Raw genomic sequence first — 25,585 nt, 5'->3', positions numbered from 1 at the left:
CCGCACATCGCGCCAAGAACGCCGGAGTGGAGCGATTCGCGGCATTCGAGCCGGGCACGAGCCTGCGGCGCGGATCCGTAGACTCGCAGACGCAGTGTCCGCGACGATCGGGAGGCTCTGCTCGGTGTCACCCCGCACATGGTTCGGCCTGGCGCGCTTCGCCGCCGCCGCTCTGTGCGCCGTCGCGCTCGTGCACCGGCTGCTGTGGGGCCTCGACTCGCAGACGATCGCGGGGCAGAACTTCTTCGCCTACCTGACAATTCAGTCGAACATCGCGTTCGTCGTCGTCGCGACGATCGGCGGCGTGGTCGCGCTGCGGCGATCCGAGGATCCGCGCTGGCTCACCGACATCCGCACGGCGGTGCTGAGCTGGACGATCACCGCCGGGCTCGTGTTCGCGCTGCTCATGTGGGAGGCCGCGAACCGCGGGCTGCCGATGTGGGTGCCGTGGTCGGACTATGTGCTCCACTTCGTACTGCCGGTCATCACGATCGTCGCGTGGATCATCGGACCGGGCCGCGGACGGGCGCGGTGGCCGATCGTGGGAGTCGTCCTCGCCTTCCCCGTCATCTGGGGCCTCTTCACGCTCTGGCGCGGCTTCCACATCGGCTGGTACCCGTATTACTTCCTCGACATGCGCCAGGTGTCGGGATTCGGCGAGTTCGCCGCGACGTGTCTGTTCGCACTGGCGGTCTTCGCCGGCGTCGCAAGCACCCTCATCGGCCTGAGCCGCTGGCGCCAGACGGTGCAGCGCTCGCCGGCCACGACACGCCCTGCGACGCGATGGGCATGGGCCCGGGCTGCTCTCACGCGCCGGTGAACGGCGAGAGCGACTCGGACGCGAGCGTCAGCAGGTCGTCGTCGCCGAGCTCGGCGATCGCCCGAGCCGCGGGTCCGCCGACGAGGCCCACGAGGATCGGCTCACCCGTCGCGGGGAGCAGGTTGATCCACGTGCGGATCGTCGTGTCGACGTCGCCCTCGGCACCGGGCGTCGGCGACGGCGTGGGAGTCGGCGTGGGCGACGGCGTCGGCTCGGGGCCGACGGGCCCCACGACGTGCCAGACGCCCGCCTCCGTGGTCCAGAAGGGCTCGTCGAACCGCAGCCACACGCTCTCGGCGGCCCCCATCTCGAGCGCCGCGATCGCGGAGCGCTTCTCGAAGGGCAGCGGCGGGTCGAACTCGATCGCGTCGCTCTGCAGGACGCCGAGGGGCACCGTGACGATCACGCGATCGAACGTGAGCGCCTCGCCCGTGGCGAGCCGCAGGCTCACCCCGCGATCGTCGTACACGACGCCGGTCACGGGGCTCGCATAGGTCACATCGAGATCGCCGAGGGGCGTCTCGACGAGCGGCGCCACGTCGCTGACGACCGCATCGAGGGGGCTCTCGGGCATGCGCGGCGGGAACCAGCTCGACGCCGTCTCGGGGTCCACGCCCGTGAAGGCCGACAGCGCGGCGAGGAACTCCTCGAGCTCGGGAGAGCCCTGCACGCCGGCCTCGTCGAGCGCGGCACGCAGCGACACGTCGTCCGGCAGCGTCTCGGTGTCGGCGACCGCCTGCTGCAGGATGTCGCCCGTCGGCACGTCGATCTCGCCGTCGGCGCCGCGCGCCGTGGCGTCGCCGAGCCCGACCGTTCCCACGCCCAGGACGCCCATGCGCGACGCGAGCTCGGTGTCGTCGGATCCGAGGATCCACGCACCCGCCTGCGGAGGAACCGGCCAGTCGTCGTCCATGTGCGTGACGAGGCGCCCGCCCGCGCGGTCGCGCGCCTCGATGACCGACACGTCGAGCTCGGCGTCGCCGAGGCGGCCCGCGGCGATCGCACCGGCGATGCCTGCGCCGATGACGGCGACGCGCTCGCCCGCCTCGGCGACGTCGATGACCTCGTCGGCCGCGCGCTGGCCCGAGAGGATCCCTCCGGAGACGGTTCCCGGGCGGTCCGGATCCGTCGCCTCGCCGGCGAAGAAGACCCGGCTGACGAGCGCCGTCCCGAGCGTCTCACGGTCGACCGGCGTCGCACCCACGGGGGTGACGCTGCGGGATCCGAGCGCGAACGGATCCGTCGCCCACTCGGTACGCAGGAAGGCCGCGGCCGCCGGCACCTCCCCGACGGGAGTCGGCGTCACGGTCGGCTCCGGACTGCGTGTCGGCTTCGGGTCTGTCGACTCCGGCGTGCAGGATGCGAGCAGCACCGTGAGGGCGCCCGCGCCGGCGCCCAGCAGCATCGTGCGACGCGTGATCCTCATCGCCGCCACACTACCTGCGCGCCGCGGCGTCACGCAGACAGTCGGCGGAAGCGATCCTGTGCCCGGTTGCGGCGACTCGAGGCCCCCTCGCCGTGCACCCGGCCGACCTGGAGGATCGCGCGCGCGAGCACCTCGTCGGGCTGACTGCGGCGCGCCTGGTCGTCGGCGAGCATCTCGACGAGCGCCTCGACCTCCCCCGCGGCGCGCCCCGCCATCGGGAACCACGGCAGCGCCGAACGCCAGGCCTTGAACGCGACGAGCAGGACCTCGTGACGCTGCTCGACGTGGGCGCGCTCATGCGCGATGACCGCCGCGAGCTCGTCCTCGTCGAGCACGTCGATCAGGCCCTTCGAGAGCACGGTGACGGATCCGATCCCGCGCGGCAGGCAGTACGCGACGGGCGCCTGGTCGTCGAGTACGAGCGTGCGCTCGCGCGACGGATCCGGCTGACTCAGCAGCAGCAGGAGCTGCAGGTGGCGACGGCGCTGGCGCTCGAACCGCGCCACCGTCCCCACGAGGTGGGCAACCAGGTAGGTGGCGAGGATCGCCGACGGGATCCCCGCGATCCACGGGTGAGCCGGGAAGAAGGCGTCGCCGAGGAGCCAGAGCGCGCCGACCATCGACAGGCCGCCCGCGAGCGCGATGGTCTGCCACAGCAGCAGCGCGCGCACGGGGGCGCGCGCCGGCCACGCGGCGCGCGAGAGCACGATGGGGGCCGGCCACGCGAGCACGACGGCGAACGCGGCGAGCGCGAGCCCCGCGATCAGGGCCGGGAGAGACATGGGTCCAGGCTATGGGCTCGAGCGCGGCGCGGACCGGCGTGAGCGGTCACGTCTGGCGCGTCACATCAGGAGCGCGTGAGCAGCTTGCGGAGGTACGCCGCATCTTCGTCGGAGACACCGCCGACGAAGCGGGCGAGCACGGCTGTGCGGTCGCCGGACCCGCCGAGGACCTCGTGCATCAGCTCGGCCTGGTGCTCGGCGCGCGTGCCGACGGCGTGATAGCGGTGGGGGCGCACGCTCTTGTCGGGCGCGACGAAGCCCTTCTTCTCGAGGCGCGACAGCACGGTGAGCACGGTGGTGGCGGCCATGTCGCGGCCGCGCTGGAGCTCGATGGCGTCCTTGATGTCGTACGCGGTGAGCGCCTCGTCGGCCTCCCACAGCACGTCCATGACGCCGCGTTCCAGATCTCCCAGTGTGCCCACGGCACCCCCTTGCATCGACGGACCCGCGGGTTCTCTTCTACGCAGGCGTGCCTCCGCGACCACTCGTGGTGGCCGTGGGAGCACGCAGGACGCGGTGCGAGAACCCCTCTGTCGCGGGCGGTGAAGTGTCCCTATTCTACAGCTCGTCGAGAGTTATCTACTGACCGTCGAAGAACTTCTACCCTGTGTAGAAAAATAGTTCTACACTCCGTAGAAGAGACGTGTCCGCACGCCCCACCCCTGACAGCGACACCGCACGAAGAAGGAGCCCCGACGTGGACGTCCTCGACATCGCCAGATGGCAGTTCGGCATCACGACCGTGTACCACTTCCTGATGGTGCCGCTCACGCTGGGGCTCGGCATGACCGTCGCGATCCTGCAGACCGCATGGGTGCGCACGGGCGACGAGAAGTTCCTTCGGGCGACCAAGTTCTGGGGGAAGCTCTACCTCATCAACTTCATCGTGGGCGTCGCGACGGGGCTCGTGCAGGAGTTCCAGTTCGGTATGGCCTGGAGCGAGTACTCGCGCTTCGTCGGCGACGTGTTCGGCGCTCCGCTGGCCCTCGAGGGCCTGCTCGCCTTCTTCGCCGAGTCGACGTTCCTCGGCGTGTGGATCTTCGGCTGGGGCCGACTGCGCAAGGGTCTCCACCTCACGGCCCTGTGGTGCGCCGTGATCGGATCCTGGGTGAGCGCGTACTTCATCATCGTCGCCAACTCGTGGATGCAGCACCCCGTCGGCGTGGAGATGAGCGACGACGGACGGCCCGTCATGACGGACATCTGGGCCGTCCTCTCGAACAACACCGCGATCGCGGCGTTCACCCACACGATCCTCGGCGCGCTCGTCGTCGCGGGCATGTTCCTGATCGGGATCTCCTGGTACCACCTGTGGCGCCGGCGCCACGACGGCATCGACACGATCGACGACGAGGGCGCCCTCATCGTCGGCGAGGGCGACGCCCCTGGTCGCGATCGCACCGACCACGGCGTGTGGATCTGGTCGCTGCGCTTCGGCGCCGTCGTCGCGATCCTCGGATTCCTCGGCACCGTCATCACGGGCGATGTGCAGGGCAAGCTCATGTACGAGCAGCAGCCGATGAAGATGGCGGCCGCCGAGGCCGCATGCCACACGGGCGGATCCTTCTCGGTGCTCTCGCTCGGCGATCCGGGTGGCGACTGCGACGACGTCGTCACGCTCATCGAGGTCCCGGGCGTGCTCGGCTTCCTCGGCACGGGCGAGTGGGGCGCCGACATGCCGGGCATCACCGACCTCGAACCCGAATACGTCGACCAGTACGGGGCGACGATCCCCGACGACGCGCTCTACGGCGACCGCGCCGGCAGCGAGGTGCAGTACGTGCCCGTCATGTGGATCACCTACTGGGGCTTCCGCCTCATGATCGGCCTCGGCGGCATCGTCGCCGGCGCCGCGGTCATCGCCCTCTGGCTCACGCGCAAGGGGACGGTCCCGCGCTCGAAGTCGATCATGCGCCTCGCGATCCTGGGCATCGCGGCGCCGTTCGCGGCGAACATCGCGGGCTGGATCTTCACCGAGATGGGCCGCCAGCCCTTCGTCGTGGCGCCGAACCCGGATCCGTCCGGCATCGACGGCGTGTTCATGTTCACCGCAGCCGCGGTCTCCCCCGGCGTGACGGCGGGCGAGATGCTGTTCTCCGTCATCACCCTCACGGCCGTCTACGGGATCCTCCTCGTCATCGAGCTGTTCCTTCTCGTGAAGTACGTGCGCGGAGGCGTCGCGAGCGCGATGCCCGAGCTCACACGCCACGACGAACCCGACAGGAAGCGCGACGACGACGTCCTCGCGTTCGCCTACTGACCCGCGGATCCTCAAGGAGACATGATCATGGACGTTCTTCCCATCGTCTGGTTCGTCGCCATCGCGGTGCTCTGGGTCGGCTTCCTGCTGCTCGAGGGCTTCGACCTCGGCGTCGGCATGCACGTGCTCTTCTCGGCCAGGGACGAGAAGGAGCGCCGCACGATGCTCAACACGATCGGCCCCGTCTGGGACGGCAACGAGGTGTGGCTGATCACGGCTGGCGCCGCGATCTTCGCCGCATTCCCGCTCTGGTACGCGTCGCTCTTCTCGGCCCTCTACATCCCCCTCACGATCACCCTCGTGGGCCTCATCCTGCGCGCCGTCTCGATCGAGTACCGCGGAAAGGTGCACACCGAGAGGTGGGCGCGGTTCTGGACGGGGGCGCTCGGCATCGGATCCCTCATCGTCGCGTTCTGCATCGGCGCGGCCCTGGCGATCACCTCGACGGGGCTGCCGATCGACGCCAACGGCGACCGCGTCGGTCACCCCTTCGTCTGGCTCACGGTGCCCGCGATCCTCGGCGGTCTCGGCCTCGTCGGCTTCGCCCTCGTGCACGGCGCCACGTTCCTCGCGCTCAAGACCGACGGCGCGATCCGCGAGAGATCCGCCCGCTTCAGCGCGACGTGGGGTCCCCTCCTCCTGCTGCCGGCCGCCGCCTGGGCGCTGTGGGTGCAGTTCGCGCACGACGGCGGATCCGTGCTGTCGTGGACCCTCGTCGTCCTCGCGGTCGCCGCTCTCGCGTTCGGCTGGATCTCGGCCCGGGCCCGCCGGGAGGGTCGCGCGTTCCTCGGCTACGGCGGATTCATCGTTGCGGGCGCCGGATCCATCTTCGCCGGCATGTTCCCCTACGTGCTGCCATCGACGCTGGATCCGTCGTTCGGCCTCACGGCGTTCTCGGCCTCGAGCAGCGACTACACGCTCACCGTGATGACGATCGTCGCCTGCGTCGGCCTGCCCATCGTCATCGGCTACCAGGCGTGGTCGTACTGGGTGTTCCGCAAGCGCATCACGCCGGGCATGATCCCGGACGCCCACATCGTCCTCCCCGCCATCCTGCGCGCGAAGTAGTCGACGCATTCCTGAGGAGATGTGCCGCACTGAGGAACGGATCCGCGCCGCGGCTCCTCGAGCTCGCACATCTCCTCAGAACACCACCCACGGTCCCCTCTCGAATGTCGGAGGTTCGGCGTAGCTTGTGGCCATGACCCTCGGAATCGTCCCCCCGCATCTGCTCGATCGCATCGCCCGACTCGACGAGAGCCGCTACGAACGCGCCGCGTCGGCGGCACAGCGCACCCTGCTGCAGGATCCGGCGTTCCGCACGCGACGACAGAGCATGCACCCGCGTGCGGCAGCCTCGCGCGCGGGGCTCGACCGCACCATCAGCGACGCCCAGGAGGCCGAGGTACTGCCCGGCGCGACCGTGCGCTCGGAGGGCGACGCCGCGACGGGCGATCCGGCGGTCGACGAGGCGTACGACGGCCTCGGCGCCACCTACGCGCTGTTCTCGAAGGCCTACGGCCGCGATTCGATCGACGCCTCGGGGCTGCCGCTGCTCGCGACGGTGCACTACGGGCGGCAGTACGACAACGCGTTCTGGAACGGCGAGCGCATGGTGTTCGGCGACGGCGACGGCGAGATCTTCACCCGCTTCACCGCGTCGCTGTCGGTGATCGGCCACGAGCTCGCGCACGGCGTCACCGAGCACGCCTCCGGCCTCGTCTACCGCGACCAGTCCGGTGCGCTCAACGAGTCGGTCTCCGATGTGTTCGGAGCCCTGGTCGAGCAGCACCAGCGCCAGCACGATGCGGCGAGCGCGAGCTGGCTCATCGGCGAGGGGCTGTTCACCGATCAGGTCGAGGGCGTCGCGCTGCGGTCGATGTCTGCGCCCGGGACCGCGTACGACGACGACGTGCTCGGCAGCGATCCCCAGCCGGGCCACATGCGCGACTTCATCGAGACGACGGAGGACAACGGAGGGGTGCACCTCAACTCGGGCATCCCCAACCGCGCCTTCCATCTCGCGGCGACCGCGATCGGCGGATTCGCCTGGGAGCGCGCGGGGCGCATCTGGTACGACGCGCTGGTGTCGGGTCTCGAACCGACCATCGACTTCGCCGGATTCGCTGCGGCGACGGTGACCGCGGCCGAGACGGCGTACGGCGCCGACTCCCCCGAGGTGACGGCCGTGCGCACCGGCTGGACGGAAGTGGGGGTTCAGGTCGATGCCGCACCCGGACGACGCGACTGACGAGCCGCTCATCGTCGTGATCCGCTCGGGCGGGTTCGGTGGGCTGCGACGCACGTGGACGGCGGCGGTCGGCCGCGATGAAGAGCGCTGGCTCCCGCTCGTCGAGGCATGCCCCTGGAACGCGGTCCGCGACGACGCGACGTCGCGCGATCGCTTCATCTGGCACATCGAGGCCCGCATCTCCACGGTCCGCCGCACGGCCGACGTTCCGGAAGCCGAGCTCACGGGGCCGTGGAAGGAACTCGTCACGCGCGTCCAGGAGGCGGGCGCGTGAGCTCCCGAGACCCCGCAGGCCGCGTCCCCGCGACCGAGCATGCGCCGGTCAGCTCGATCCGGTAGGCATAGGTGCGATGAGCAACGACCCCTGGACGCTCGAGGCCGCTCGCCCGAAGGACGAGGCGCGGCGGCCCGAACTCGGTCCCGTCCCCAAGATCGCGCTGTTCGTGCTCGGGCTGCTCGCGGCGCTCAAGGGGCTCGGCCTCGTGCTCGTCGCCGGTGCGGTCGCGGCCGGTGTGGCGGGCGTGCAGAGCGGATCGCTCGACATCCGAGAGATCGTCTGGCTCGGCTGCGGGGGCGCGCTGCTGCGCGCGCTCGCGAGCTGGGGCACCCAGATCGTCGCCCAGCGCATCGCGATCGGCGTCAAGCGCACGCTGCGCTCGCAGCTCTGGAGCCGCATCGCGGCCGGCGACGCCGAGGGCGCCGACCTCGAGTCCGCCGACACCGCCGACGAGGCCCGCGAGATGCCCGCGGCCCCCGCCCGCATCTCGTCGAGCCGCGAGAGCGAGGGATCCGTCGCCGTGCTGGCGACCGACGGCCTCGACGATCTCGACGGGTACTACACGACGAGCCTGCCCGCGATCATCCAGGCCGCGATCGTGCCGCTCGTGGTGGGCCTCCGCATCCTCGGCGCCGACTGGGTGAGCGCGCTCATCGTCGTCGTGACGGTGCCGCTCGTGCCGCTGTTCATGATCCTCATCGGCAAGCACACGCAGCAGCGCACCGACGAGGCCCTGTCGTCTCTCACGACGCTCGCGAACCACATGACCGAACTCGCCCGCGGCCTGCCCGTGCTCGTCGGCCTCGGACGCGTCGAAGAGCAGTCGCGCGCCCTCGGCGGGATCCAGACCGAGTACCGCACCCGCACCCGCGAGACGTTGCGGTGGGCGTTCCTCTCGGCGCTCGCCCTCGAGCTGATCTCGACCATCTCGGTCGCGGTCGTCGCCGTGTTCCTCGGCCTGCGTCTCCTGTACGGCACGGTCGGCCTCGAGACGGCCCTCATCGCGCTGATCCTCGCGCCCGAATGCTTCAACGCGCTGCGCGAGATGGGGTCCGCCTTCCACTCGTCGCAGAACGGGCTGTCGGCGCTGCAGCGGGTGAAGGGGATCCTCGCGGGCGCGCGACGCGACGACGTGCGCGGTGCGGAGCTTCCCGTCGTCGCCGACATCACCCAGCCCATCGACCTGCCGCTCACGAAGAACCTGCCCGAGACGTTCGAGCAGCCGGAGGACTTCCCGACCCTCGCCGAGATCGCCGCCGGCACCGCGTGGCAGGACGACCCGCTGCCGGAGCACGAACCCGACCTCGACCCGATCGTCGTGCGCGATCTCACGGTGCACTATGCGGGCCGCGCGGAGCCCACGCTCGCGTCGTTCACGGCGCACATCCGCGGGATCACGGCGATCACGGGGCCGTCGGGCGCGGGCAAGTCGACGCTGCTCGGCGCCCTCACGGGGACGCTTCCCGCCGACTCGTTCTCGTCGGGCTGGGTCGTCGGCGTCGACGCGGACCAGCTCGCGTGGTCTCCCCAGATGCCCCACGCATTCACTGCGACGCCGTGGGACGAGCTGACGCTCTACGGCTCTGCCAACCCGGAGGCGTCGCTGCGGGAACTCGGGCTCGCGCACACCGCAGAGTCGTCGATCTCCGAGCTCAGCCCCGGCGAGCTGCGCCGCCTGTCCGTCGCGCGCGCTCTCGCCCGCGTCGACGACGGCGCGACCGTGCTGGTCCTCGACGAGCCGACCGCGCACCTCGACGACCGCGCGGCCGATCGGGTGCGCGCCGCGATCCGGCGCCGCGCCGATCGCGCGGTCGTCGTCCTCGCGACGCACGAGCCCGAGACGCTCGCTCTCGCGACCCGACGCGTGTCGGTGCGCGCGCCCCTCCCCCTTCCGTCCGACGACGCGGATCCGGTCCCCGCCGCCTCGCTCGCCGACGATCCGACGCCGGTGACGCAGCCGGTGGAGCAGGACCCGGGGCCCGCGGAGCCCGCGCCCCCCACCGCTGACGCGGACGGCGATGACGCGGACGGGCCGACCACGTCGACCGTCGGGATCCCCGTCATCACCGACCAGATCCGCCTCGTCGACGGCCCCTCCTCCGAGAACATCCGCCTGCCGAAGCTGCGCGGCCCGAAGCACCGGGTGTTCCATGATCAGAACGTGTCGACGAAGCATGCCCTGCGGGGCATGCTGAAGCCCGCGCGGGCGATGTGGCTGCTGGGGGTCCTGCTCGCGTTCACGACGATCGCGATGGGGCTCTCGCTCACCGCCGTCTCGGGGTGGCTCATCGTGCGGGCGAGCGTCGAGGAGCACATCATGTACCTCCTCGTCGCGATCGTCGGGGTGCGGTTCTTCGGCATCGGCCGCGCCGTCTCGCGCTACGCCGAGCGCCTCGTCACGCACGACGCCGCCTTCCGCGTCGTCGATACGCTGCGCCTCACGCTCTGGCGCTCGATCGCCGCGCGCGGCGCCGGCTCCCGTCGGCTCCTCGAGGGCGGATCCCCCCTCGACTACCTCGTGACGCTCGCCGACGAGCTGCGCGACCTGCTCCCCCGCACGATCCCCCCGCTCGCCGTCGGCGCCCTGTCCATCATCGCGATCACGGTGACGACCGCGCTCGTCGCGCCGCAGCTCACCCTTCTCGTGGCCGCGACGCTCCTCGTCGCCGGAACGCTCGCGGTCGTCGTCGCGATCCTCGCGGAGCGCGGGGCGGCGAAGTCGCGGATCCGCGAGCGCTCGGCACTCGTGCGCGGTACATCCGCGCTCGCGAGCTCGGCCGACGACCTCCGCGGCAACGGCGTCGCCGCGCCCGCCCTCGCGCGTCTCGAACGCGCGGGAGATCGCCTCGCCCGCGCCGAACGCCGCAGCGCGTGGTCGGCAGGGCTCGGGAGCGCGATCGTCATCGCCGCCGCGTCGGCCCTCGCGGTCATCGTGCCGCTGTGGTCGGTGGGTGCCCCCGCCGAACTCGTCTGCGTCGTCGCGCTGCTCGCCCTGGCCGCCGTCGAGCCGCTCGAGAACCTCGTCGCCGGCGCCCACCGCGTTCCCGTTCTGCGCGAGGTCGTGCGGCGGCTCGCGCCGCTCACGACGGTGCCCGCTCCGGTGTCACGCGGCACGCAGCCCGCGCCGCGGCCCGTGACCGAGCTGAGCCTCACCGGCGTCGCGGCCACGTACCCCGGCCGCAAGGATCCGGTGTTCCGCGGCGTCAGCGGATCCGTCGACGCGGGCCAGTGGCTCATCGTGAAGGGCCGCTCAGGATCCGGGAAGTCGACGCTGCTGTCGGTCATCATGGGCGCCCTGCGCGCCACGAAGGGAACGGTGCGGGCGAACGGCCTGCCGCTCAGCGAGATCGCGGCCGTCGACTGGCGCCGACGCGTGGCGTGGTGTCCGCAGGATGCCTATGTGTTCGACTCGACCCTGCGGGCGAACCTGCTCCTCGCGCGCGACCGCGACGTCGCGCCCACCGACGACGACATGGCCGACGTGCTGCGCCGCGCCGGTCTCGGTCCGCTGCTCGACACGCTGCCCGACGGGCTCGATACGCGCGTCGGTTCCGCGGGATCCGGCCTCTCCGGCGGCGAGCGCCAGCGCCTCGCGGTCGCGCGCGCGCTCCTCACCGATGCCGACGTCATCCTGCTCGACGAGCCGACCGCGCACCTCGACGCTCCGACCGCCCGCGCGATGATGGCCGACATTCGCCGGGCGACGCGCGATCGCATCGTCGTCCTGGTGAGCCACCGGCCCGACGACCGCGACCTCGCGCGCGCCCAGGTCATCTCGCTGTAGCGCGCCGACCCATGTCCCACGACACGCCGTCACGCGATCGCGGTGACGGCGTGTCGTGGGACATGGTTCACGCGGGCAGCGGCCACCCCGTGTAGGCCTCGGCGAGATAGGCGCGGCCCGCGGCCGACTCGGTCACGGTGCGCAGCTCGGCGAGCTGGCGCCGGGCGTCGAACTCGCTCGCGTCGGCGGTGCGGTGCAGCATGCTCGTCATCCACCACGAGAAGTGCTGCGCCTTCCAGATGCGGGCGAGGGCCGTGTCCTCGAACTGCGCGAGGAGCTCCGCGGATCCGCCCTGCAGCAGCTGCTCGAGCGCGCGGGACAGCACGACGACGTCGGCGACCGCGAGGTTCATCCCCTTGGCGCCCGTCGGCGGCACGGTGTGGGCGGCATCTCCCACGATCGCCGCGCGCCCCTTCAGCAGGCGGTGCGCGACGAAGCTGCGGAAGCGCAGCACGTCCCGCTGGAAGATGGGCCCCTCGTGGAGGGTCGCCCCCGGCACGCGGGCCTGCAGCATGTCCCACAGCTGACGCTCGCTGAACACGTCAGGATCCTGCGCGGGGTCGCACTGGAAGTACATGCGCTGCACCTCGGGGCTGCGCTGGCTGATGAGCGCGAATCCGTCGGGCGAGTTGCTGTAGATGAGCTCATGGGCCGACGGGGGTGCCTCGCACAGGACCCCGAACCACGCGAACGGGTACTCGCGGAAGAAGCCGCCGTGGGATCCCGTGACGGCCTCGCGCACGACGCTGCGGGACCCGTCGGCGCCGACGACGAAGTCGGCCTCGATCTCGACGCGGCGCCCGTCTTGACCCGTCGCGACGACGCGCGGGCGGTCGGACTCGATGTCCGAGACGTGCGCGACGGGCGTAGAGAATCGCAGGTCCTGCCCGGCCGCGAGGCGCACGGCGATGAGGTCCTTCAGCACCTCGTGCTGCGGGTACAGCCACACGCCGCGGCCGACCGACTCCGCGAAGTCGATGCGGTGACCCGCGCCGTCGAAGCGCAGCTCGATGCCGTCGTGCCGGCTGCCGACCGTGTCCACGCGATCGGACGCGCCCGTCTCGCGCAGGATCTCGACGGTGTTCTGCTCGAGGATCCCGGCGCGCACGGTCGTCTCGATCTCCTCGCGGGTGCGCGAGTCGAGGACGATCGACGAGATCCCCGCGCGATCCAGCAGGTGCGCGAGCAGCAGGCCTGCGGGACCGGCTCCGACGATGGCGACGCGCGTGCGTTCGGTCATGGTGTCTCCTTCGACGATCATGGTGCTTCCCCGATCCTGCCGGGCGCGTGCGGATCCGTCGGGCCTCTTCCCGTTCAACGGGATGCGAACGGATCCGCTCCCTCGCGCACCCGGCGCGAGATCGCCGCTCCCGCGGCCCGCACCTCCTCAAGCGGGCCGGCCGACGGATCCGCACGCGGCACGACGACCGACAGCGCGGCGATCACGCGGTCCCTCGCGTCGCGGATCGGCACCGCGATGCCGCGCGAGACGGGCTCGACGAACCCCTCGGCGACGACGAACCCCTCGCGACGGATCCGCGCGAGCAGGGCGCGCAGCGCGTCCGGATCCGTCACGGTGTCGGGCGTATACGACGCGAGCGGCGCCTCGAGAGTGCGGCGCTGGAGCTCCTCGTCGCCGAACGCGAGCAGGACGAGCCCCGACGACGACGCGTGCAGCGGCAGGCGCCCCGCGACCCGCGTGACGTTCGAGACGGCCTGCGGGTGAGAGAGGCGCTCGAGGAAGAGCACCTCGTCGCGCTCGAGCACGCCAAGCTGCGTGTGCTCGCCCAGCCGCGCCTGCACGCGCTCCATGTACGGGAGCGCGATCTGCCGCAGGCGCAGGGCGCGGGACCCCCGCTGCGCGATCTCCCACAGATGCAGCCCGAGCTGCACCCGCCCGCCCGCCGTGCGCTCGAGCAGCCCGGTCTGGATCAGCTCGCCCACGAGGCGATGCGCGGTCGACGAGGGCAGGCGCGCGCGCCGGCCGATCTCGGTCGTCGTGAGCGCCGTGCGATCGACATCGAACGCCTCCAGCACGCGCACGATCCGCTCGGAGACGGATTCTCCCGAGGTCGAGTTCGCCATGCAGTCACCCTCGCACGTTCGCGGCGCGGGAGGCATCGCTCGACGCGTGCCCGGCGAGAGTAGGCTCACGCCCCGTGGCCCTCTCTTCTCCAGGCGTCGATGACGATCGCCGCTTCTCGATCGCGCTGCTGTTCGCCGCGCTGTGCGTCGTGGCCGTCAACATGCGCACGACGATCACGGGGATCGGGCCGCTGCTCGAGCAGATCAGCGCGTCGACCGGCGAGCCGCTCACGGTGCTCAGCATGCTCACGTCGGTGCCGGTGATCTCGTGGGCCATCGTGTCGCCGTTCGCGCATCCCCTCACCCGCCGGTTCGGAATGACGCGGGTCATCGGGTGGGCGCTCGTGACGCTCGCGATCGGCACCGTCGTGCGCTCGCTGCCCGGCATGGGCGTCGAGCTGTGGACGGGGACGGTGATCATCGGCGTGACGCTGGCGATCCTCAACGTGCTCATGCCGGCCGTCGTCAAGCAGTCCTTCGGATCCCGTGTCCCGATGGTCACGAGCATCTACACGGCGCTCCTCGCCGGCTGCGGCGCGATCGCATCGAGCCTCGTCGTGCCCGTGTCATACGTCGTCTCGGGCGGCGAAGGCGACCTCGGCTGGCGCGTCGCCCTGGCCGCCATGGCGATCACGCTGCCCGTCGCGATCGTGCTGTGGTTCTGCCACATGCGGCAGCGCGGACCGGAGCCGCGCGCGCCGAAGCGCGAGGCGCATCTCCCCCCGGGCCCCACCGTCTGGGGCGACCGAACCGCGTGGCTCGTGGGGCTCTACATGGGCGCCCAGTCGTGCCTGTTCTACATCATGCTCACCTGGACCGCGCCATTCTCGCGCTCGATCGGGCGCAGCGAGATCACGGCCGGCAACGACGTCATGATCTTCCAGATCATCGGCGTCATCGGATCCCTCGGGCTCCCCTTCCTCATGCGCGGCCGCCTCGCCCGCTGGATGCCGTCGATCATCCCCATCGCCGGGATCATCGGCACGGTCGGGCTGATCGTCGCGCCGCAGGGCATCACCGCGTGGCTCATGATCCAGGGGCTCTGCAGCGGCGCCTCCCTCGCGACGTCGCTCACCCTCATGGCCGCCCGCGCCCGCGACCACCACACGGCATCGGCCCTCAGCGGCATGGCGCAGTCGGTCGGGTACGTCATCTCCGGCGCCTCGCCCATGATCTTCGGGTGGATCCTCACCGCCTCGGGCGGATGGACCGTGCCGTTCGGCTACCTCCTCGCGGCGCTCGTCGCGCAGCTCGTGATCGGGCTCTTCGTCGGGCGCGAGCGCTACGTGTTCGAGCGCTGAACCTGCCGCCGATGGGGCAGGATGGGCGGGTGAGTTCGCAGATCCAGAGCCAGCCCGACCACGCCTGCCTCATCGTCAACGGCCCCGACCAGCCGGGTCTCGTCGCCGCGATGACGAGCCTCATCACGCGCAACAAGGGCAACATCGTCTCGCTCGACCAGCACTCGACGGATCCGTCCGGCGGCGACTTCTTCCAGCGCGTCGTATTCCATCGCCCCGACCTCGCCGCCTCGACGCCGGAGATCGAGAGGGATCTCGCCGACACGCTCGGTCCGTTCGGCATGACGTGGACCCTGCGCGATCTGGGTGCTCCCAAGCGCATGGCGATCCTCGCATCGAAGAGCGATCACTGCCTCCTCGACCTGCTCTGGCGTCATCGCCGCGGCGAGCTGCCGGTCTCGATCCCCATGGTCATCTCGAATCACACCGACGCCGCGGATGACGTGCGTTCCTTCCACGTCCCCTTCTTCCACGTCCCGTCGCAGAAGGGATCCGACAAGTCGACCTCCGAGGCCGAGATCCTCCGGCTGCTCGACGGAAACGTCGACTTCGTCGTGCTCGCGCGCTACATGCAGATCCTCTCGAACGACTTCCTCGAGAAGGTCGGCGTGCCCGTGATCAACATCCACCACTCGTTCCTGCCCGCGTTCATCGGCGCCAACCCGTACCGCAAGGCGAAGGAGCGCGGCGTGAAGCTCATCGGCGCGACGAGTCACTACGTGACGGAGAGCCTCGACGAGGGCCCGATCATCGAGCAGGACGTCGCCCGCGTCACGCACGCCGATTCGACGGACGATCTGCGCCGCCGCGGCGCCGACGTCGAGCGCGCCGTGCTCAGCCGCGCCGTGCTCTGGCACGCGCAGGACCGCGTCATCCGCGACGGCAACCACACGATCGTCTTCGGCGGCTGAGGAGTCGGCTCTACCGCTGTTCACCGAAGTCGCGGCGGATGAGCGCCGAGACGTCACGGTCGAGGTGGTCGATCTTCTCGTCGACGCGCGCAAATCGCTCGTCCATCTTGGTGTTCATCGCGTCGAACTTCGCATGGACGACATCGAATCCCGCCCGCATCTCGGTCTGCAGCTCGTTCCGCACGCTGTTCAGCATGCGCCAGTTCAGCACCAGGAACACGGACAGCACGCCGAACATGACGGTCGAGAACATCCCGATCATCACCCACACCTGCGGTTCGGTCATGAGATCCACCCCTTCAGTCTGCCCGACCGCTCCCACGCTGTCACGACCGGCGATCGCACGCGACGACGCACTCCGCAAATGTGGACGGATCCGCTGAATCCACCGGTTGTGGACACGCTGAGTCGGGCGACGGATCCCCTCACCCGCGACCGACGAGGAGGCCCGTCACCTCGTCGTCGGTGGTCTGCGTGAAGTCGTCATAGAACGATCCGACGGCCCAGAACTCGGACGCGGGGAAGAGGCAGGCGTACGCGTCGACGCCCTCGGGCCGCCAGCCGGCCGGAGCGACGGGGACGGCGAGCACGACGCGGTCGGGCCCGCGCCCGCGCACCGCCGCGCAGGCGGCCATCGCCGTCGCACCGGTGGCGATGCCGTCGTCGACGACGAGAGCGGTGTGACCCGCGAGAGATCCCGAAGTGCGCTCGAACAGCGAACGGCGGCGGGCGAGCTCGACGCGCTCCATGTCCTCGACGAAGGCGACCTGCTCGGGGCCTGCTCCGACGTGCCGCGCGGCCGCGGAGTCCACCACGCGCACGCCCTCGGCGATCGCGCCGATCGCGAATTCCTCGTTCATCGGTGCGCCGAGCTTGCGCACCACCGCCGAGTCGAGCGGCGCGTCCAGCGCACGAGCGACCTCCGCCGCGACGACGATGCCGCCGCGGGGGATCCCGAACACGATCGCGTCGCCGAGGTCGTCGAGCGCCCGCGTGAGGAGCTCGGCGAGCTGGCGGCCCGCATCGGCCCGATCTGCGAACAGGGCCATGCGGCCAGGCTACGCCGGGGCTCGCTTCCGCGGGAGGGGTGCACCCGGCGCGCTCCTGACGCCTACGCGACGATCTCGAGCAGGTCCTGGCCCAGGGCGTGGAAGGCCCGGTGCACGCGATGACGGGCGAGCAGCGAGGGGTCGTCGAAGGTGACGAACAGCGCGTAGGCGAGGGCTCCGGAGCGTCCCATCACGATTCCGGCCTCGGCACGGACGCCGTCGGCGCGGCCGACCTGGTTGAGCAGGATCAGCTCGGGCGGTTCGGGAGCCGGGTGCGGATCCACGGCCATCGGGGCGCCGACGAGGCTCGCGTCGCGGTGCCGGGACAGCAGCGTCGCGAGATGGTCGACGACGGCGGAGGGAACGCCCTCGCGGCGCGCGAGCTGCGCGAACAGGCCGGCGTACTCGCGCGTCGTGCCGATCGCCGCATGCGGGGCGTCGTCGGGACCGCGGTCGTCGCGGTGGCGGTCGAGGACCGCCGATCGCCGCATGCGGAACGTCGCCATGCGGCGTGTGATGCTCTCGTGCCCGACGAGGTCGAGCAGCGCGTTGGCCGCGACGCGATCAGCCGACATCGCCGCGAGCCGCAGCACGTCGGCGAGGGGCAGCTCGTCGGTGTCGAGGTGGCGCCAGATGCCGCTGCCGCCGACCTCATCACCGCGACGCACGGGCTGCGCGGGGTCAAGGGATCCATCGTGCAGCTGCGCCGCCACCTCGACGAGCACGGGCGCCACTCCGAGCCCTGCGATCGACATGGGGACGTGCCCGTCGCCGGACAGCAGCGACTGCCCCGACTCGACGTCGCTGACGTGGACGCTCACCTGCGACCCCGACTGCGCGAGCTCGTCGAGGTCGCGCATCGTCGTCGTGAAGCGCGGCGAACCGGGCGAGCGCCTCAGGGCCCGCCGCAGTTCGATTGTCGTGCTGCGTCGCTCCCCCCGCAGCGACGCAGCCCCGGATGAGGGCTCTGTGCCCATGTCAGCTCCTGTGGAGTGCGAGATCGAGCGAGTGATCCCTCGGAGGTGTGCGTCGGTCTTCAATTGTGCGATGTATTCCGGGCTTCTGCGGAAGACGTCACCAGATCGTCACGCGCTGATCCTCGGGGAGCCACAGGGCATCGCCTTCCGCAACATCGAAGGCGTCGTAGAACGCGTCGATGTTGCGCACGATCTGGTTGCAGCGGAACTCGTTGGGCGAGTGCGGGTCGATCGTGAGCAGGCGGATCGTCTCCGCATCCCGTCCCTTCTGCTGCCACACCTGCGCCCACGACAGGAACACGCGCTGGATCCCCGTGAATCCGTCGATCTGCTCGGGGTCGGCGCCCTCCAGTGAGAGCGCGTAGGCCTTGAGGGCGATGCCGAGGCCGCCGAGGTCGCCGATGTTCTCGCCGATCGTGAGCGCGCCGTTCACGGTGTGCGACGCATCGAGGCCGACCGGCGTGAGCTCGTCGTACTGATCGATGAGGCTCGCGGTGCGCTGCTCGAACGCGGCACGGTCGTCGTCGGTCCACCAGTTGTTGAGGGCCCCCGTGCCGTCGAACTGCGACCCCTGATCGTCGAACCCGTGCCCGAGCTCGTGGCCGATGACGGATCCGATGCCGCCATAGTTCGCCGCCGCATCGCGCTCGGGGTCGAAGAACGGGTACTGCAGGATCGCGGCCGGAAACACGATCTCGTTCATGAGCGGGTGGTAGTACGCGTTGACCGTCTGCGGCGTCATGAGCCATTCCTCGCGGTCGATCGGCTGGCCGACCTTCGCGAGCTGGCGGTTGTGATCGAACACGCTCGCGCGCCGCACGTTGCCGAGGAGGTCGTGCGCGTCGACGTCGAGAGCGGAGTAGTCGATCCACTTCGTGGGGTAGCCGACCTTCGGCGTGAAGCTGTCGAGCTTGTCGAGCGCCTTCTGCCGGGTGACGGGGCTCATCCACTCGAGGGTCGTGATCGACTGGCGGTAGGCCTCGATGAGGTTCGCGACGAGCTCATCGATCTCGGCCTTGGCGGTCGGCGGGAAGTGACGGTCGACGTAGATCTTGCCGATGGCCTCGCCCATGGCCCCCTCCGCGAGGCTTACGCCGCGCTTCCAGCGCTCGCGGTTCTGCGGCACGCCCTGCAGCGTCGTGCCGACGAACGAGAAGTTCTCGTCGACGATGTCGTCGGTCAGGTACGGCGCGGCCGCGCGCACGATCTTCCAGCGCAGCCAGGCCTTCCAGTCGTCGAGGCGGTCCGCGGTGAGCAGAGCGCCGAGGCCCTCGAGGAACGACGGCTGGTACACCGTGACCTCGTCGAAGGAGCTCGCGGGGACGTCGCCACGGAGGCCGTCGAGCCACGGCGTCAGGTCGAGGCCCACGAGCTTCTGGGCGTCGGCCCACGTCATGGGGTTGTACGTCTTGACGGCGTCGCGGCTCTCGACGTTGGTCCAGTGATGGCCCGCGACATCGGTCTCGAGCGCCATGATGCGGTCGGCCGAGCCCGCCGGATCCGCCACCTCGGCGAGTGCGAGCATGCGCTCGACGTGCGCACGGAAGGTCGCGCGGATTTCCGCGAACTGCTCCTCGCGGTAGTACTGCTCGTCGGGAAGCGAGATGCCCGCCTGCACGAAGAAGGGGATGTAGCGCTCGGGGTCGCCCGGATCCGGCTCGACGAACACGCCGATGACGTTGCTGACGCCCTCGCGGTCGAGCTCGCTGACGGTGCGGAGGAAGGTCGGGACGTCGGCGATCCGCTCAACGCGCGCGAGCTGATCCTGGATCGGCGCGAGGCCCCGCTCGGCGATGCGCGCAGTGTCCATGAAGCTCGTGAAGAGATCGCCGACCTTGCGGGCCTCGGTGCCCGCGTCGGCGCCCTGCGACTCCTCGACGATCGCGCGCACGTCCTTCTCGGACTGCTCGGCCAGCTGGTGGAAGGCCCCCCAGCGCGCCTTGTCGCCGGGGATCTCGGTGCGATCGATCCACGCGCCGTTGACGTGTCGATACAGATCGTCCTGCGGTCGGATGTCGTCGGAGAACTCGTCGGTCGCGAGGCCGGAGGGAAGCGTCATGCCGACCATCGTATGTCTCGTCGAGGCGACCGGATCCGGAGCCCGATCGCGAGAGTGGGGCTTCTCCCCGAGAGTGGCCGGAGCATCACCCACTCTCGACAAGAAGCCCCGCTTTCGGCGCCGAGCGCCCCCGTACGCTGAATCCGTGACCCCCGACCGCACGCTCAACCGCGAGATCCTCTGGCTCGCCCTGCCCGCCTTCGGATCCCTCGTCGTCGAGCCGCTGTTCCTCGCGCTCGACTCGGCGATGGTGGGGCATCTGGGCATCGCCGAGCTCGCGGGGCTCGGCATCGCCTCGAGCATCCTGCAGACGATCGTCGGGCTGATGATCTTCCTCGCCTACTCGACGACGCCGGCCGTCGCGCGCCTGTTCGGATCGGGCGACATGGGATCCGCGGTCTCTCGCGGCATCGACGGCATGTGGCTGGCGCTCGGCATGGGCGCGGTGCTCGCGGTCGGCGGCTACTTCGCCTCCCCGCTGCTGGTGTCGCTGTTCGGGGCGAGCCCCGCCGTCGCCGAGCAGGCCGAGATCTACCTCAGCCTCAGCATGTGGGGGCTGCCGGCGATGCTCGTCGTCTTCGCCGCCACCGGTCTCCTGCGCGGCCTGCAGGACACAATGTCGCCCCTGTGGATCGCGGGCATCGGATTCGCCGCGAACGGGCTGCTCAACTGGCTGTTCATGTACGGGCTCGGGTGGGGCATCGCCGGATCCGCGGCGGGCACGGTCGTCGCGCAGTGGGGCATGGTGGGCGCGTACGTCGTCATCGCGGCGCGCCTCGCGCGACGGCACGGGGCCGACGCTCGCCCATCGCGCGCGGGCGTGCACGGGACCGCGAAGACGGGCGGCTGGCTGTTCCTCCGCACAGTCGCGCTGCGCGCCGGCCTCCTCCTCACCGTGGCCGCCGCGACCGTGCTCGGCACCGACGAGCTCGCGGGCTGGCAGATCGTGTTCACCATCGGATCCATGGCGGCCTTCGCCCTCGACTCGCTCGCGATCGCGGCCCAGGCGCTCATCGGCAAGCAGCTCGGCGGCGGCGACGAGGAGAGCGTGCGCTACGTGCTCCGACGCACGGTCGCGTGGGGTGCGATGGCGGGCGTCGTGATCGGCGTGCTGATCGCGGGCCTGTCCCCGTTCATCGGTCTCGGCTTCACGGGCGCCTGGCAGATGTCGTGGCTCATCCTGCCCGCGCTCATCGTGATGGGCGTGCTGCAGCCGATCGCCGGCATCGTGTACGTGCTCGACGGCGTGCTGATGGGCGCGAATGACTCCCGTTACCTCGCGCTCGCGGGCGCGATCAACCTCGTGCCCTTCGTGATCTACCTGCTCATCGTGCTCATGGCCCAGCCGAGCGGATCCTGGGGCCTGATGTGGGTGGCCACCGCGTTCTACGGTGTGCTCATGGGGATGCGCTGGTGGACCCTCGGGCGCCGGGTGCGCGGAACGGCCTGGCTGCGTCAGGCGGCGTGACGAGCCGCACCCTTGTCGGCGCGGCGTACCGGGTGGATACTCGGGGCATGACGCGATCCACTCCCCGTTCTGTGCCCGCGCAGATCCTCTTCGGCGTGCTCGGCGTCGTGCAGGTCGCCTTCACGCTCTTCGCCTTCCTCGACCTCGCCGGCCGCAAGGACGACGAGGTGCGTATGTCGAGATCGGCATGGATCCCGATCCTGCTCGTGAACTGGGTCGGTCCCGCGTCCTACTTCGCCGTCGGCGTCAAGCGCTGACGACGTCCGCAAGAAGGGCGCGGATCCGCCGCACGCGCAGCGGACGGCACCCGGCGGCGGCGAGGTGTGCGACGATCCCGGGCTCCCGGCGGGCGAGGATCAGTCCGCGCTTGACGAGGAACGCCGGGCTCTTTCGGTTCTCCCGCAGGTCGCGTGCGAAGCGCAGCGCCATCGTCAGCCACCGAGACCGCCGCACGCAGACGGCATCGGCGAGGATCCCCCGGCCGCGCGCGAGCTCGACCATCTCGGCCACGAACACCCCTTCGGCGACGAAGACGGACGCCCCGCCGAGCTCGACCGTGTGAGTTCCGGTCGCGCGCGACGTCGCGATGTCGTAGACCGGCACCTCGACGCGCCCCGTCGTCGCGAGCTCCTCGGCGGCGGCGAGCGCGCGCTCGGCGTGCCACGACCCGGCGTGGTCCCAGTCGACCTCCCCGGAAGACAGGCGCGGGAGCGCGGGGTCGTCGCCGTCGCGATAGAAGTCGTCGAGCCGGAGGAGCGGAAGCCCCGATTCCTCCGCGATGCGCGACTTCCCGGATCCGCTCGCTCCCCCGATGAGGATCATGCGGGCGCGCGGGGTCTCCGAGGTCATCCGTCCATTCTCTCGGATGCCCCGTGGGCGACCTCTCAGCGCGCTCCCCGCTGCGGGACGCGGTGAACGTGCGCCTCGTCACGGCGCGACGGCCGCCCCCGCCTCCTCCAGCTCGGCGATGACGATCTTCTTCATGCGCATCATCGCCTGGATCTGCGCGGGCGTCGTCGTGAGGCGGTCCATGTTGCGCGGGATCACCTGCCAGCTCACGCCGAATTTGTCCTTGCACCAGCCGCACTGCTCCGACTCCGGCGTGTGCGAGAGGGCGTGCCAGAAGTAGTCGATCTCCTCCTGGTCGGCGCACAGCACGACGAAGGAGATCGCCTCGCTGAACGTGAAGTACGGCCCGCCGTCGAGGCACACGAAGTCGACACCGTCGAGCGTGAACTGGCCGTTGAGCACCTTGCCCGCCATGCCGGCGAAGTGCTCGTCGAGCGACTCGTCGGGATACGGCTCGATGGCCCGCACCTCCGAGTTCGGGAACACCGACGTGTAGTACTCCATCGCCTCCCGCGCCTGACCGTCGAACCACAGACACGGCTGAATCGGCGAGACCTGCACCATGATCGACCCCTTTGCGACGGGCCGGGCGATCCGGGCACGCCCGGCTGTGGGGCCGAGGCTACGCCGCGCGAGCGCGCCTGTGAAGGGCCCGCGGACGACACGGTTCGGCGGATCCGCTCACCGCGCCCAGCGGCGACACCACTCGTACATCACGACGGCGCCGGCGGCGGAGGCGTTGATGGAGCGCGTGGATCCGTACTGCGTGATCTCGATGTGGCCCGACGCCGCGGCGAGCGCCTCCTCGCTCAGCCCGGGACCCTCCTGCCCGAAGAGCAGCACGCATCGTTCGGGCAGCTCCGCGCGGTCGACGGGCACGGCGTCGCCGACGTTGTCGACGGCGATGATCGGGAGCTGCTCCCCCTCGGCCCACGCGCGGAACGACTCCACGTCGGGGTGGTGGACGACGTGCTGGTAGCGGTCGGTGACCATGGCGCCGCGGCGGTTCCAGCGCTTGCGGCCCACGATGTGCACCGTGTCGGCGAGGAACGCGTTGGCGCTGCGCACGATCGAGCCGATGTTCATGTCGTGCTGCCAGTTCTCGATCGCGACGTGGAAGGCGTGCCGCTTCGTGTCGAGGTCGGCGATGATCGCGCTCATCTTCCAATACCGGTATCGGTCGACGACGTTGCGGCTGTCGCCGTTCTCGAGGAGCTCGGGATCCCAGTGGTCGCCGTGCGGCCGCTCCCCTGGCCAGGGACCGACGCCGTGGGTGGAGGCTTCGCGATGCGGCTCGGGTGCGTCGGTCACTCCCCCATCGTCCCACCCCGCGTCGTGCCAGAGATTTCGGTGCACCTAAATCTCTGGCACACTGTCTCCATGACGACGTCGACGGCCCCGCGAACCCGCCGCTCCTGGTGGCTGCTCGGCCCCGCGCTGGTCGCGGGCGTCGCGTATCTGGATCCCGGAAACGTCGCCACGAACATGTCGGCGGGCGCCCAGTTCGGCTACCTGCTCGTGTGGGTCGTCGTGCTCGGCAACGCGATGGCCTGGCTGATCCAGTACCTCTCCGCGAAGCTCGGCGTCGTGACGGGCCGGAGCCTCTCCGAGACGCTCGGATCCCGCTTCCGCTCCCCCTGGTCGCGCCGCCTCTACTGGCTGCAGGCCGAGCTCGTGGCGATGGCGACCGACGTCGCCGAGGTGATCGGCGGCGCCGTCGCGCTCTGGATCCTCTTCGACATCCCCCTGCTGGTCGGGGGCGTCATCACGAGCGCCGTGTCGATGATCCTGCTGATGGTGCAGACGCGGGGCGGCGCGAAGCCGTTCGAGTTCGTCATCATCGGGCTGATGGCGATCATCGCGATCGGCTTCACGGTCGGCGTCTTCGTGGCGCCGCCCGACGCCGGATCCGTCGTCGCGGGGCTCGTACCGCGCTTCGACGGCACGTCGTCGGTCCTGCTCGCGGCCTCGATCCTCGGCGCGACCGTCATGCCCCACGCGATCTACGCCCACTCCGCCCTCGCGCGCGATCGGTTCCACGTCGGGCTGGAGGAGGCGCCGGTCAACCGCGTGCCCCGCCTGCTGCGCGCCACCAAGTGGGACGTCACGATCGCGCTCGTCATCGCGGGCACCGTGAACCTCGCGATCCTCCTGCTCGGAGCCGCGAACCTGCCGGGCGTGCCGGGGACCGACAGCCTCGAGGGCGCCTACGCCGCTCTGCACGACAGCCTCGGCGGCGTCATCGCGACGCTGTTCGCCGTCGGCCTCCTCGCCTCAGGGCTGGCGTCGACGTCGGTCGGCGCATACGCCGGATCCGAGATCATGCAGGGCCTGCTGCGGGTGCGGATCCCCCTCCTCGCGCGCCGGATCATCACCCTCATCCCCGCGCTCGCGATCCTCGCGCTCGGCTACGACCCGACGACGGCGCTCATCCTGAGCCAGGTCGTGCTGTCGTTCGGGATCCCCTTCGCGCTCATCCCGCTCGTCGCCCTCACCGCGCAGAACCGCACGCTCGGCCAGCACCGCAACCGCTGGTGGACGACGGCGATCGGCATCGCCTCGAGCGTCTTCCTCATCGCCCTCAACGCCCTGCTGCTCTGGCTGACGTTCACGGGCGCGTAGGGCGCCTCACGCCGTGAGCCAGATCGCCTCCGGCGCGCCGTCGGGCAGCTCGACGTCGCCGCCGTCGATCTCGACGCCGCCCTCGCGGACCGTGAGCTGCGTGCCCACGTCGATGCCGGAGCTCGTGATGGCCCGGAGCAGCAGAGGATCCCGGTCCAGCACCCGCAGGACGCGGCCGGAATGCCCGTCCTCGGCCGATGCGAGGAGCACGAAGGGCGTGCGGCTGACGGACCCGTCGGGTCGCGGGATCGCGTCGCCGTGCGGATCGAAGAGCGGGTGGCCGAGCTTCTCGTCGATGCGTGCGAGCATGCGGTCGCTCACGGCGTGCTCGAGCACCTCGGCCTCGTCGTGCACCTCGTCCCACGTGTAGCCGAACTCCTGCACGAGCCACGTCTCGATGAGGCGGTGGCGACGGGTCATCGTGATCGCCCGGTCGCGACCCGCCTCGGTGAGGGTGACGGCGCGATACGGCTCATGCGACACGAGGTCGCCGGCCGCGAGCTTCTTCACCATCTCGGTCACGCTCGACGGCGCGACGCCCAGCTTCGCCGCGAGCACGGACGGCGTGATCGGCGCGTCCTGCCACTCGGTGTGGGCGTAGATCGTCTTGAGGTAGTCGTCGGCCGCGGGGCTCGTGGGCATGCGTTCAGCGTACGTGCGCGGC

At 70.7% G+C, this 25,585-nt stretch carries 24 protein-coding genes; 11 read left to right on the top strand and 13 right to left on the bottom strand.

Going from position 1 to position 25,585, the window contains the following annotated elements; genetic code table 11:
- Positions 1 to 124 precede the first annotated feature (124 nt).
- Positions 125 to 820 carry a Pr6Pr family membrane protein gene (locus KOL93_RS00340; protein ID WP_308291490.1) on the top strand — a complete coding sequence of 232 codons (696 nt, stop codon included), beginning with the start codon at positions 125 to 127 and terminating at the stop codon, positions 818 to 820.
- On the opposite strand, the gene KOL93_RS00335 is transcribed toward KOL93_RS00340, so the two are convergent.
- The 3 genes from KOL93_RS00335 to KOL93_RS00325 all read right to left on the bottom strand — a co-directional run bounded on the left by KOL93_RS00335 (position 807) and on the right by KOL93_RS00325 (position 3,450).
- Positions 807 to 2,246 carry a flavin monoamine oxidase family protein gene (locus tag KOL93_RS00335; protein ID WP_221583321.1) on the bottom strand — a complete coding sequence of 480 codons (1,440 nt, stop codon included), beginning with the start codon at positions 2,244 to 2,246 and terminating at the stop codon, positions 807 to 809. The genes KOL93_RS00340 and KOL93_RS00335 overlap by 14 nt on opposite strands.
- 29 nt (positions 2,247 to 2,275) lie before the next feature.
- Positions 2,276 to 3,028: a M56 family metallopeptidase gene (locus tag KOL93_RS00330; RefSeq protein ID WP_221583320.1), complete on the bottom strand. Its 753-nt coding sequence runs from the start codon at positions 3,026 to 3,028 to the stop codon at positions 2,276 to 2,278.
- A gap of 65 nt (positions 3,029 to 3,093) precedes the next feature.
- A complete protein-coding gene (locus KOL93_RS00325; protein WP_221583319.1) occupies positions 3,094 to 3,450 on the bottom strand; it encodes a BlaI/MecI/CopY family transcriptional regulator in 357 nt (118 codons plus the stop codon).
- Between the two features lie 275 nt (positions 3,451 to 3,725).
- On the opposite strand from KOL93_RS00325, the gene KOL93_RS00320 reads away from it, so the two are divergent.
- The 5 genes from KOL93_RS00320 (at position 3,726) to cydC (ending at position 11,600) form a co-directional block, all read left to right on the top strand.
- Positions 3,726 to 5,288 (top strand): cytochrome ubiquinol oxidase subunit I, encoded by a 1,563-nt coding sequence (locus tag KOL93_RS00320; protein ID WP_221583318.1) that lies wholly within the window; start codon positions 3,726 to 3,728, stop codon positions 5,286 to 5,288.
- 27 nt (positions 5,289 to 5,315) lie between these two features.
- The gene (gene cydB / locus KOL93_RS00315; RefSeq protein ID WP_221583317.1) at positions 5,316 to 6,356 is read left to right on the top strand and encodes a cytochrome d ubiquinol oxidase subunit II; all 1,041 of its coding nucleotides are present in this window, start codon (positions 5,316 to 5,318) and stop codon (positions 6,354 to 6,356) included.
- 133 nt (positions 6,357 to 6,489) lie between these two features.
- Positions 6,490 to 7,539, top strand: a complete 1,050-nt coding sequence (locus KOL93_RS00310; RefSeq protein ID WP_221583316.1) for a M4 family metallopeptidase — start codon at positions 6,490 to 6,492, stop codon at positions 7,537 to 7,539.
- Entirely contained in the window at positions 7,514 to 7,813 is a 300-nt protein-coding gene (locus KOL93_RS00305) for a protealysin inhibitor emfourin (protein ID WP_221583315.1), read from the top strand. Before KOL93_RS00310 ends, KOL93_RS00305 begins: the two co-directional genes overlap by 26 nt.
- Before the next feature lie 76 nt (positions 7,814 to 7,889).
- On the top strand, positions 7,890 to 11,600 hold the full coding sequence (cydC, locus tag KOL93_RS00300) for a thiol reductant ABC exporter subunit CydC (protein ID WP_221583314.1): 3,711 nt from the start codon (positions 7,890 to 7,892) through the stop codon (positions 11,598 to 11,600).
- Positions 11,601 to 11,667: 67 nt separating this feature from the next.
- Here the strand turns inward: cydC and KOL93_RS00295 are convergent, their stop codons facing one another.
- Together KOL93_RS00295 and KOL93_RS00290 are read right to left on the bottom strand one after the other, a co-directional pair.
- Positions 11,668 to 12,840: a 4-hydroxybenzoate 3-monooxygenase gene (locus KOL93_RS00295; RefSeq protein ID WP_221583313.1), complete on the bottom strand. Its 1,173-nt coding sequence runs from the start codon at positions 12,838 to 12,840 to the stop codon at positions 11,668 to 11,670.
- Positions 12,841 to 12,914: 74 nt separating this feature from the next.
- Positions 12,915 to 13,685: an IclR family transcriptional regulator gene (locus KOL93_RS00290; RefSeq protein ID WP_221583312.1), complete on the bottom strand. Its 771-nt coding sequence runs from the start codon at positions 13,683 to 13,685 to the stop codon at positions 12,915 to 12,917.
- A gap of 74 nt (positions 13,686 to 13,759) precedes the next feature.
- On the opposite strand from KOL93_RS00290, the gene KOL93_RS00285 reads away from it, so the two are divergent.
- Both KOL93_RS00285 and purU read left to right on the top strand, forming a co-directional pair.
- A complete protein-coding gene (locus tag KOL93_RS00285) occupies positions 13,760 to 14,986 on the top strand; it encodes an MFS transporter (protein WP_308291489.1) in 1,227 nt (408 codons plus the stop codon).
- A gap of 29 nt (positions 14,987 to 15,015) precedes the next feature.
- Complete coding sequence (gene purU / locus KOL93_RS00280; RefSeq protein ID WP_308291488.1) at positions 15,016 to 15,897, top strand: formyltetrahydrofolate deformylase; 882 nt, start codon at positions 15,016 to 15,018, stop codon at positions 15,895 to 15,897.
- Positions 15,898 to 15,907: 10 nt separating this feature from the next.
- On the opposite strand, the gene KOL93_RS00275 is transcribed toward purU, so the two are convergent.
- The 4 genes from KOL93_RS00275 to KOL93_RS00260 all read right to left on the bottom strand — a co-directional run bounded on the left by KOL93_RS00275 (position 15,908) and on the right by KOL93_RS00260 (position 19,991).
- Positions 15,908 to 16,183 (bottom strand): hypothetical protein, encoded by a 276-nt coding sequence (locus KOL93_RS00275; RefSeq protein WP_260405817.1) that lies wholly within the window; start codon positions 16,181 to 16,183, stop codon positions 15,908 to 15,910.
- Positions 16,184 to 16,322: 139 nt separating this feature from the next.
- Positions 16,323 to 16,946, bottom strand: coding sequence for a phosphoribosyltransferase (locus KOL93_RS00270; protein WP_221583309.1), 624 nt, complete (start codon positions 16,944 to 16,946; stop codon positions 16,323 to 16,325).
- A gap of 62 nt (positions 16,947 to 17,008) precedes the next feature.
- The gene (locus tag KOL93_RS00265; protein WP_221583308.1) at positions 17,009 to 17,923 is read right to left on the bottom strand and encodes a serine hydrolase; all 915 of its coding nucleotides are present in this window, start codon (positions 17,921 to 17,923) and stop codon (positions 17,009 to 17,011) included.
- A 97-nt stretch (positions 17,924 to 18,020) separates the two neighbouring features.
- Entirely contained in the window at positions 18,021 to 19,991 is a 1,971-nt protein-coding gene (locus KOL93_RS00260; RefSeq protein WP_374107091.1) for a M13 family metallopeptidase, read from the bottom strand.
- Positions 19,992 to 20,127: 136 nt separating this feature from the next.
- Here KOL93_RS00260 and KOL93_RS00255 point away from each other — a divergent pair, with 136 nt between their 5' ends.
- Both KOL93_RS00255 and KOL93_RS00250 read left to right on the top strand, forming a co-directional pair.
- Positions 20,128 to 21,450, top strand: a complete 1,323-nt coding sequence (locus KOL93_RS00255; protein WP_308291487.1) for an MATE family efflux transporter — start codon at positions 20,128 to 20,130, stop codon at positions 21,448 to 21,450.
- A gap of 47 nt (positions 21,451 to 21,497) precedes the next feature.
- On the top strand, positions 21,498 to 21,707 hold the full coding sequence (locus tag KOL93_RS00250; protein WP_221583305.1) for a PLDc N-terminal domain-containing protein: 210 nt from the start codon (positions 21,498 to 21,500) through the stop codon (positions 21,705 to 21,707).
- Here the strand turns inward: KOL93_RS00250 and KOL93_RS00245 are convergent.
- The 3 genes from KOL93_RS00245 to KOL93_RS00235 all read right to left on the bottom strand — a co-directional run bounded on the left by KOL93_RS00245 (position 21,697) and on the right by KOL93_RS00235 (position 23,610).
- Positions 21,697 to 22,299, bottom strand: a complete 603-nt coding sequence (locus KOL93_RS00245) for an ATP-binding protein (protein WP_221583304.1) — start codon at positions 22,297 to 22,299, stop codon at positions 21,697 to 21,699. The genes KOL93_RS00250 and KOL93_RS00245 overlap by 11 nt on opposite strands.
- 78 nt (positions 22,300 to 22,377) lie before the next feature.
- Entirely contained in the window at positions 22,378 to 22,863 is a 486-nt protein-coding gene (locus KOL93_RS00240) for a VOC family protein (RefSeq protein ID WP_221583303.1), read from the bottom strand.
- 117 nt (positions 22,864 to 22,980) lie between these two features.
- Positions 22,981 to 23,610 (bottom strand): TrmH family RNA methyltransferase, encoded by a 630-nt coding sequence (locus KOL93_RS00235; protein WP_221583302.1) that lies wholly within the window; start codon positions 23,608 to 23,610, stop codon positions 22,981 to 22,983.
- A 69-nt stretch (positions 23,611 to 23,679) separates the two neighbouring features.
- Between KOL93_RS00235 and KOL93_RS00230 the strand changes: the two genes are divergently transcribed.
- Positions 23,680 to 24,921: an Nramp family divalent metal transporter gene (locus tag KOL93_RS00230; protein ID WP_221583301.1), complete on the top strand. Its 1,242-nt coding sequence runs from the start codon at positions 23,680 to 23,682 to the stop codon at positions 24,919 to 24,921.
- 6 nt (positions 24,922 to 24,927) lie between these two features.
- On the opposite strand, the gene KOL93_RS00225 is transcribed toward KOL93_RS00230, so the two are convergent.
- Complete coding sequence (locus KOL93_RS00225; RefSeq protein WP_221583300.1) at positions 24,928 to 25,563, bottom strand: metal-dependent transcriptional regulator; 636 nt, start codon at positions 25,561 to 25,563, stop codon at positions 24,928 to 24,930.
- Between the last annotated feature and the right edge of the window lie 22 nt (positions 25,564 to 25,585).

This window comes from Microbacterium salitolerans (assembly GCF_019720895.1).
GTDB lineage: Bacteria > Actinomycetota > Actinomycetes > Actinomycetales > Microbacteriaceae > Microbacterium.
The sequence above is the reverse complement of the archived record's forward strand: the minus strand, read 5'-3'. Positions and strand labels throughout refer to the sequence as shown.

What these genes read in the sequence shown, in the direction of transcription:
- KOL93_RS00335 (WP_221583321.1), bottom strand. Translation starts at nt 2,246, where the DNA reads ATGAGGATCACGCGTCGCACGATGCTGCTGGGCGCCGGCGCGGGCGCC.
- KOL93_RS00330 (WP_221583320.1), bottom strand. Translation starts at nt 3,028, where the DNA reads ATGTCTCTCCCGGCCCTGATCGCGGGGCTCGCGCTCGCCGCGTTCGCC.
- cydB (WP_221583317.1), top strand. Translation starts at nt 5,316, where the DNA reads ATGGACGTTCTTCCCATCGTCTGGTTCGTCGCCATCGCGGTGCTCTGG.
- KOL93_RS00310 (WP_221583316.1), top strand. Translation starts at nt 6,490, where the DNA reads ATGACCCTCGGAATCGTCCCCCCGCATCTGCTCGATCGCATCGCCCGA.
- KOL93_RS00305 (WP_221583315.1), top strand. Translation starts at nt 7,514, where the DNA reads ATGCCGCACCCGGACGACGCGACTGACGAGCCGCTCATCGTCGTGATC.
- cydC (WP_221583314.1), top strand. Translation starts at nt 7,890, where the DNA reads ATGAGCAACGACCCCTGGACGCTCGAGGCCGCTCGCCCGAAGGACGAG.
- KOL93_RS00295 (WP_221583313.1), bottom strand. Translation starts at nt 12,840, where the DNA reads ATGACCGAACGCACGCGCGTCGCCATCGTCGGAGCCGGTCCCGCAGGC.
- KOL93_RS00290 (WP_221583312.1), bottom strand. Translation starts at nt 13,685, where the DNA reads ATGGCGAACTCGACCTCGGGAGAATCCGTCTCCGAGCGGATCGTGCGC.
- KOL93_RS00275 (WP_260405817.1), bottom strand. Translation starts at nt 16,183, where the DNA reads ATGACCGAACCGCAGGTGTGGGTGATGATCGGGATGTTCTCGACCGTC.
- KOL93_RS00270 (WP_221583309.1), bottom strand. Translation starts at nt 16,946, where the DNA reads ATGGCCCTGTTCGCAGATCGGGCCGATGCGGGCCGCCAGCTCGCCGAG.
- KOL93_RS00265 (WP_221583308.1), bottom strand. Translation starts at nt 17,923, where the DNA reads ATGGGCACAGAGCCCTCATCCGGGGCTGCGTCGCTGCGGGGGGAGCGA.
- KOL93_RS00260 (WP_374107091.1), bottom strand. Translation starts at nt 19,991, where the DNA reads ATGGTCGGCATGACGCTTCCCTCCGGCCTCGCGACCGACGAGTTCTCC.
- KOL93_RS00250 (WP_221583305.1), top strand. Translation starts at nt 21,498, where the DNA reads ATGACGCGATCCACTCCCCGTTCTGTGCCCGCGCAGATCCTCTTCGGC.
- KOL93_RS00245 (WP_221583304.1), bottom strand. Translation starts at nt 22,299, where the DNA reads ATGACCTCGGAGACCCCGCGCGCCCGCATGATCCTCATCGGGGGAGCG.
- KOL93_RS00240 (WP_221583303.1), bottom strand. Translation starts at nt 22,863, where the DNA reads ATGGTGCAGGTCTCGCCGATTCAGCCGTGTCTGTGGTTCGACGGTCAG.
- KOL93_RS00230 (WP_221583301.1), top strand. Translation starts at nt 23,680, where the DNA reads ATGACGACGTCGACGGCCCCGCGAACCCGCCGCTCCTGGTGGCTGCTC.
- KOL93_RS00225 (WP_221583300.1), bottom strand. Translation starts at nt 25,563, where the DNA reads ATGCCCACGAGCCCCGCGGCCGACGACTACCTCAAGACGATCTACGCC.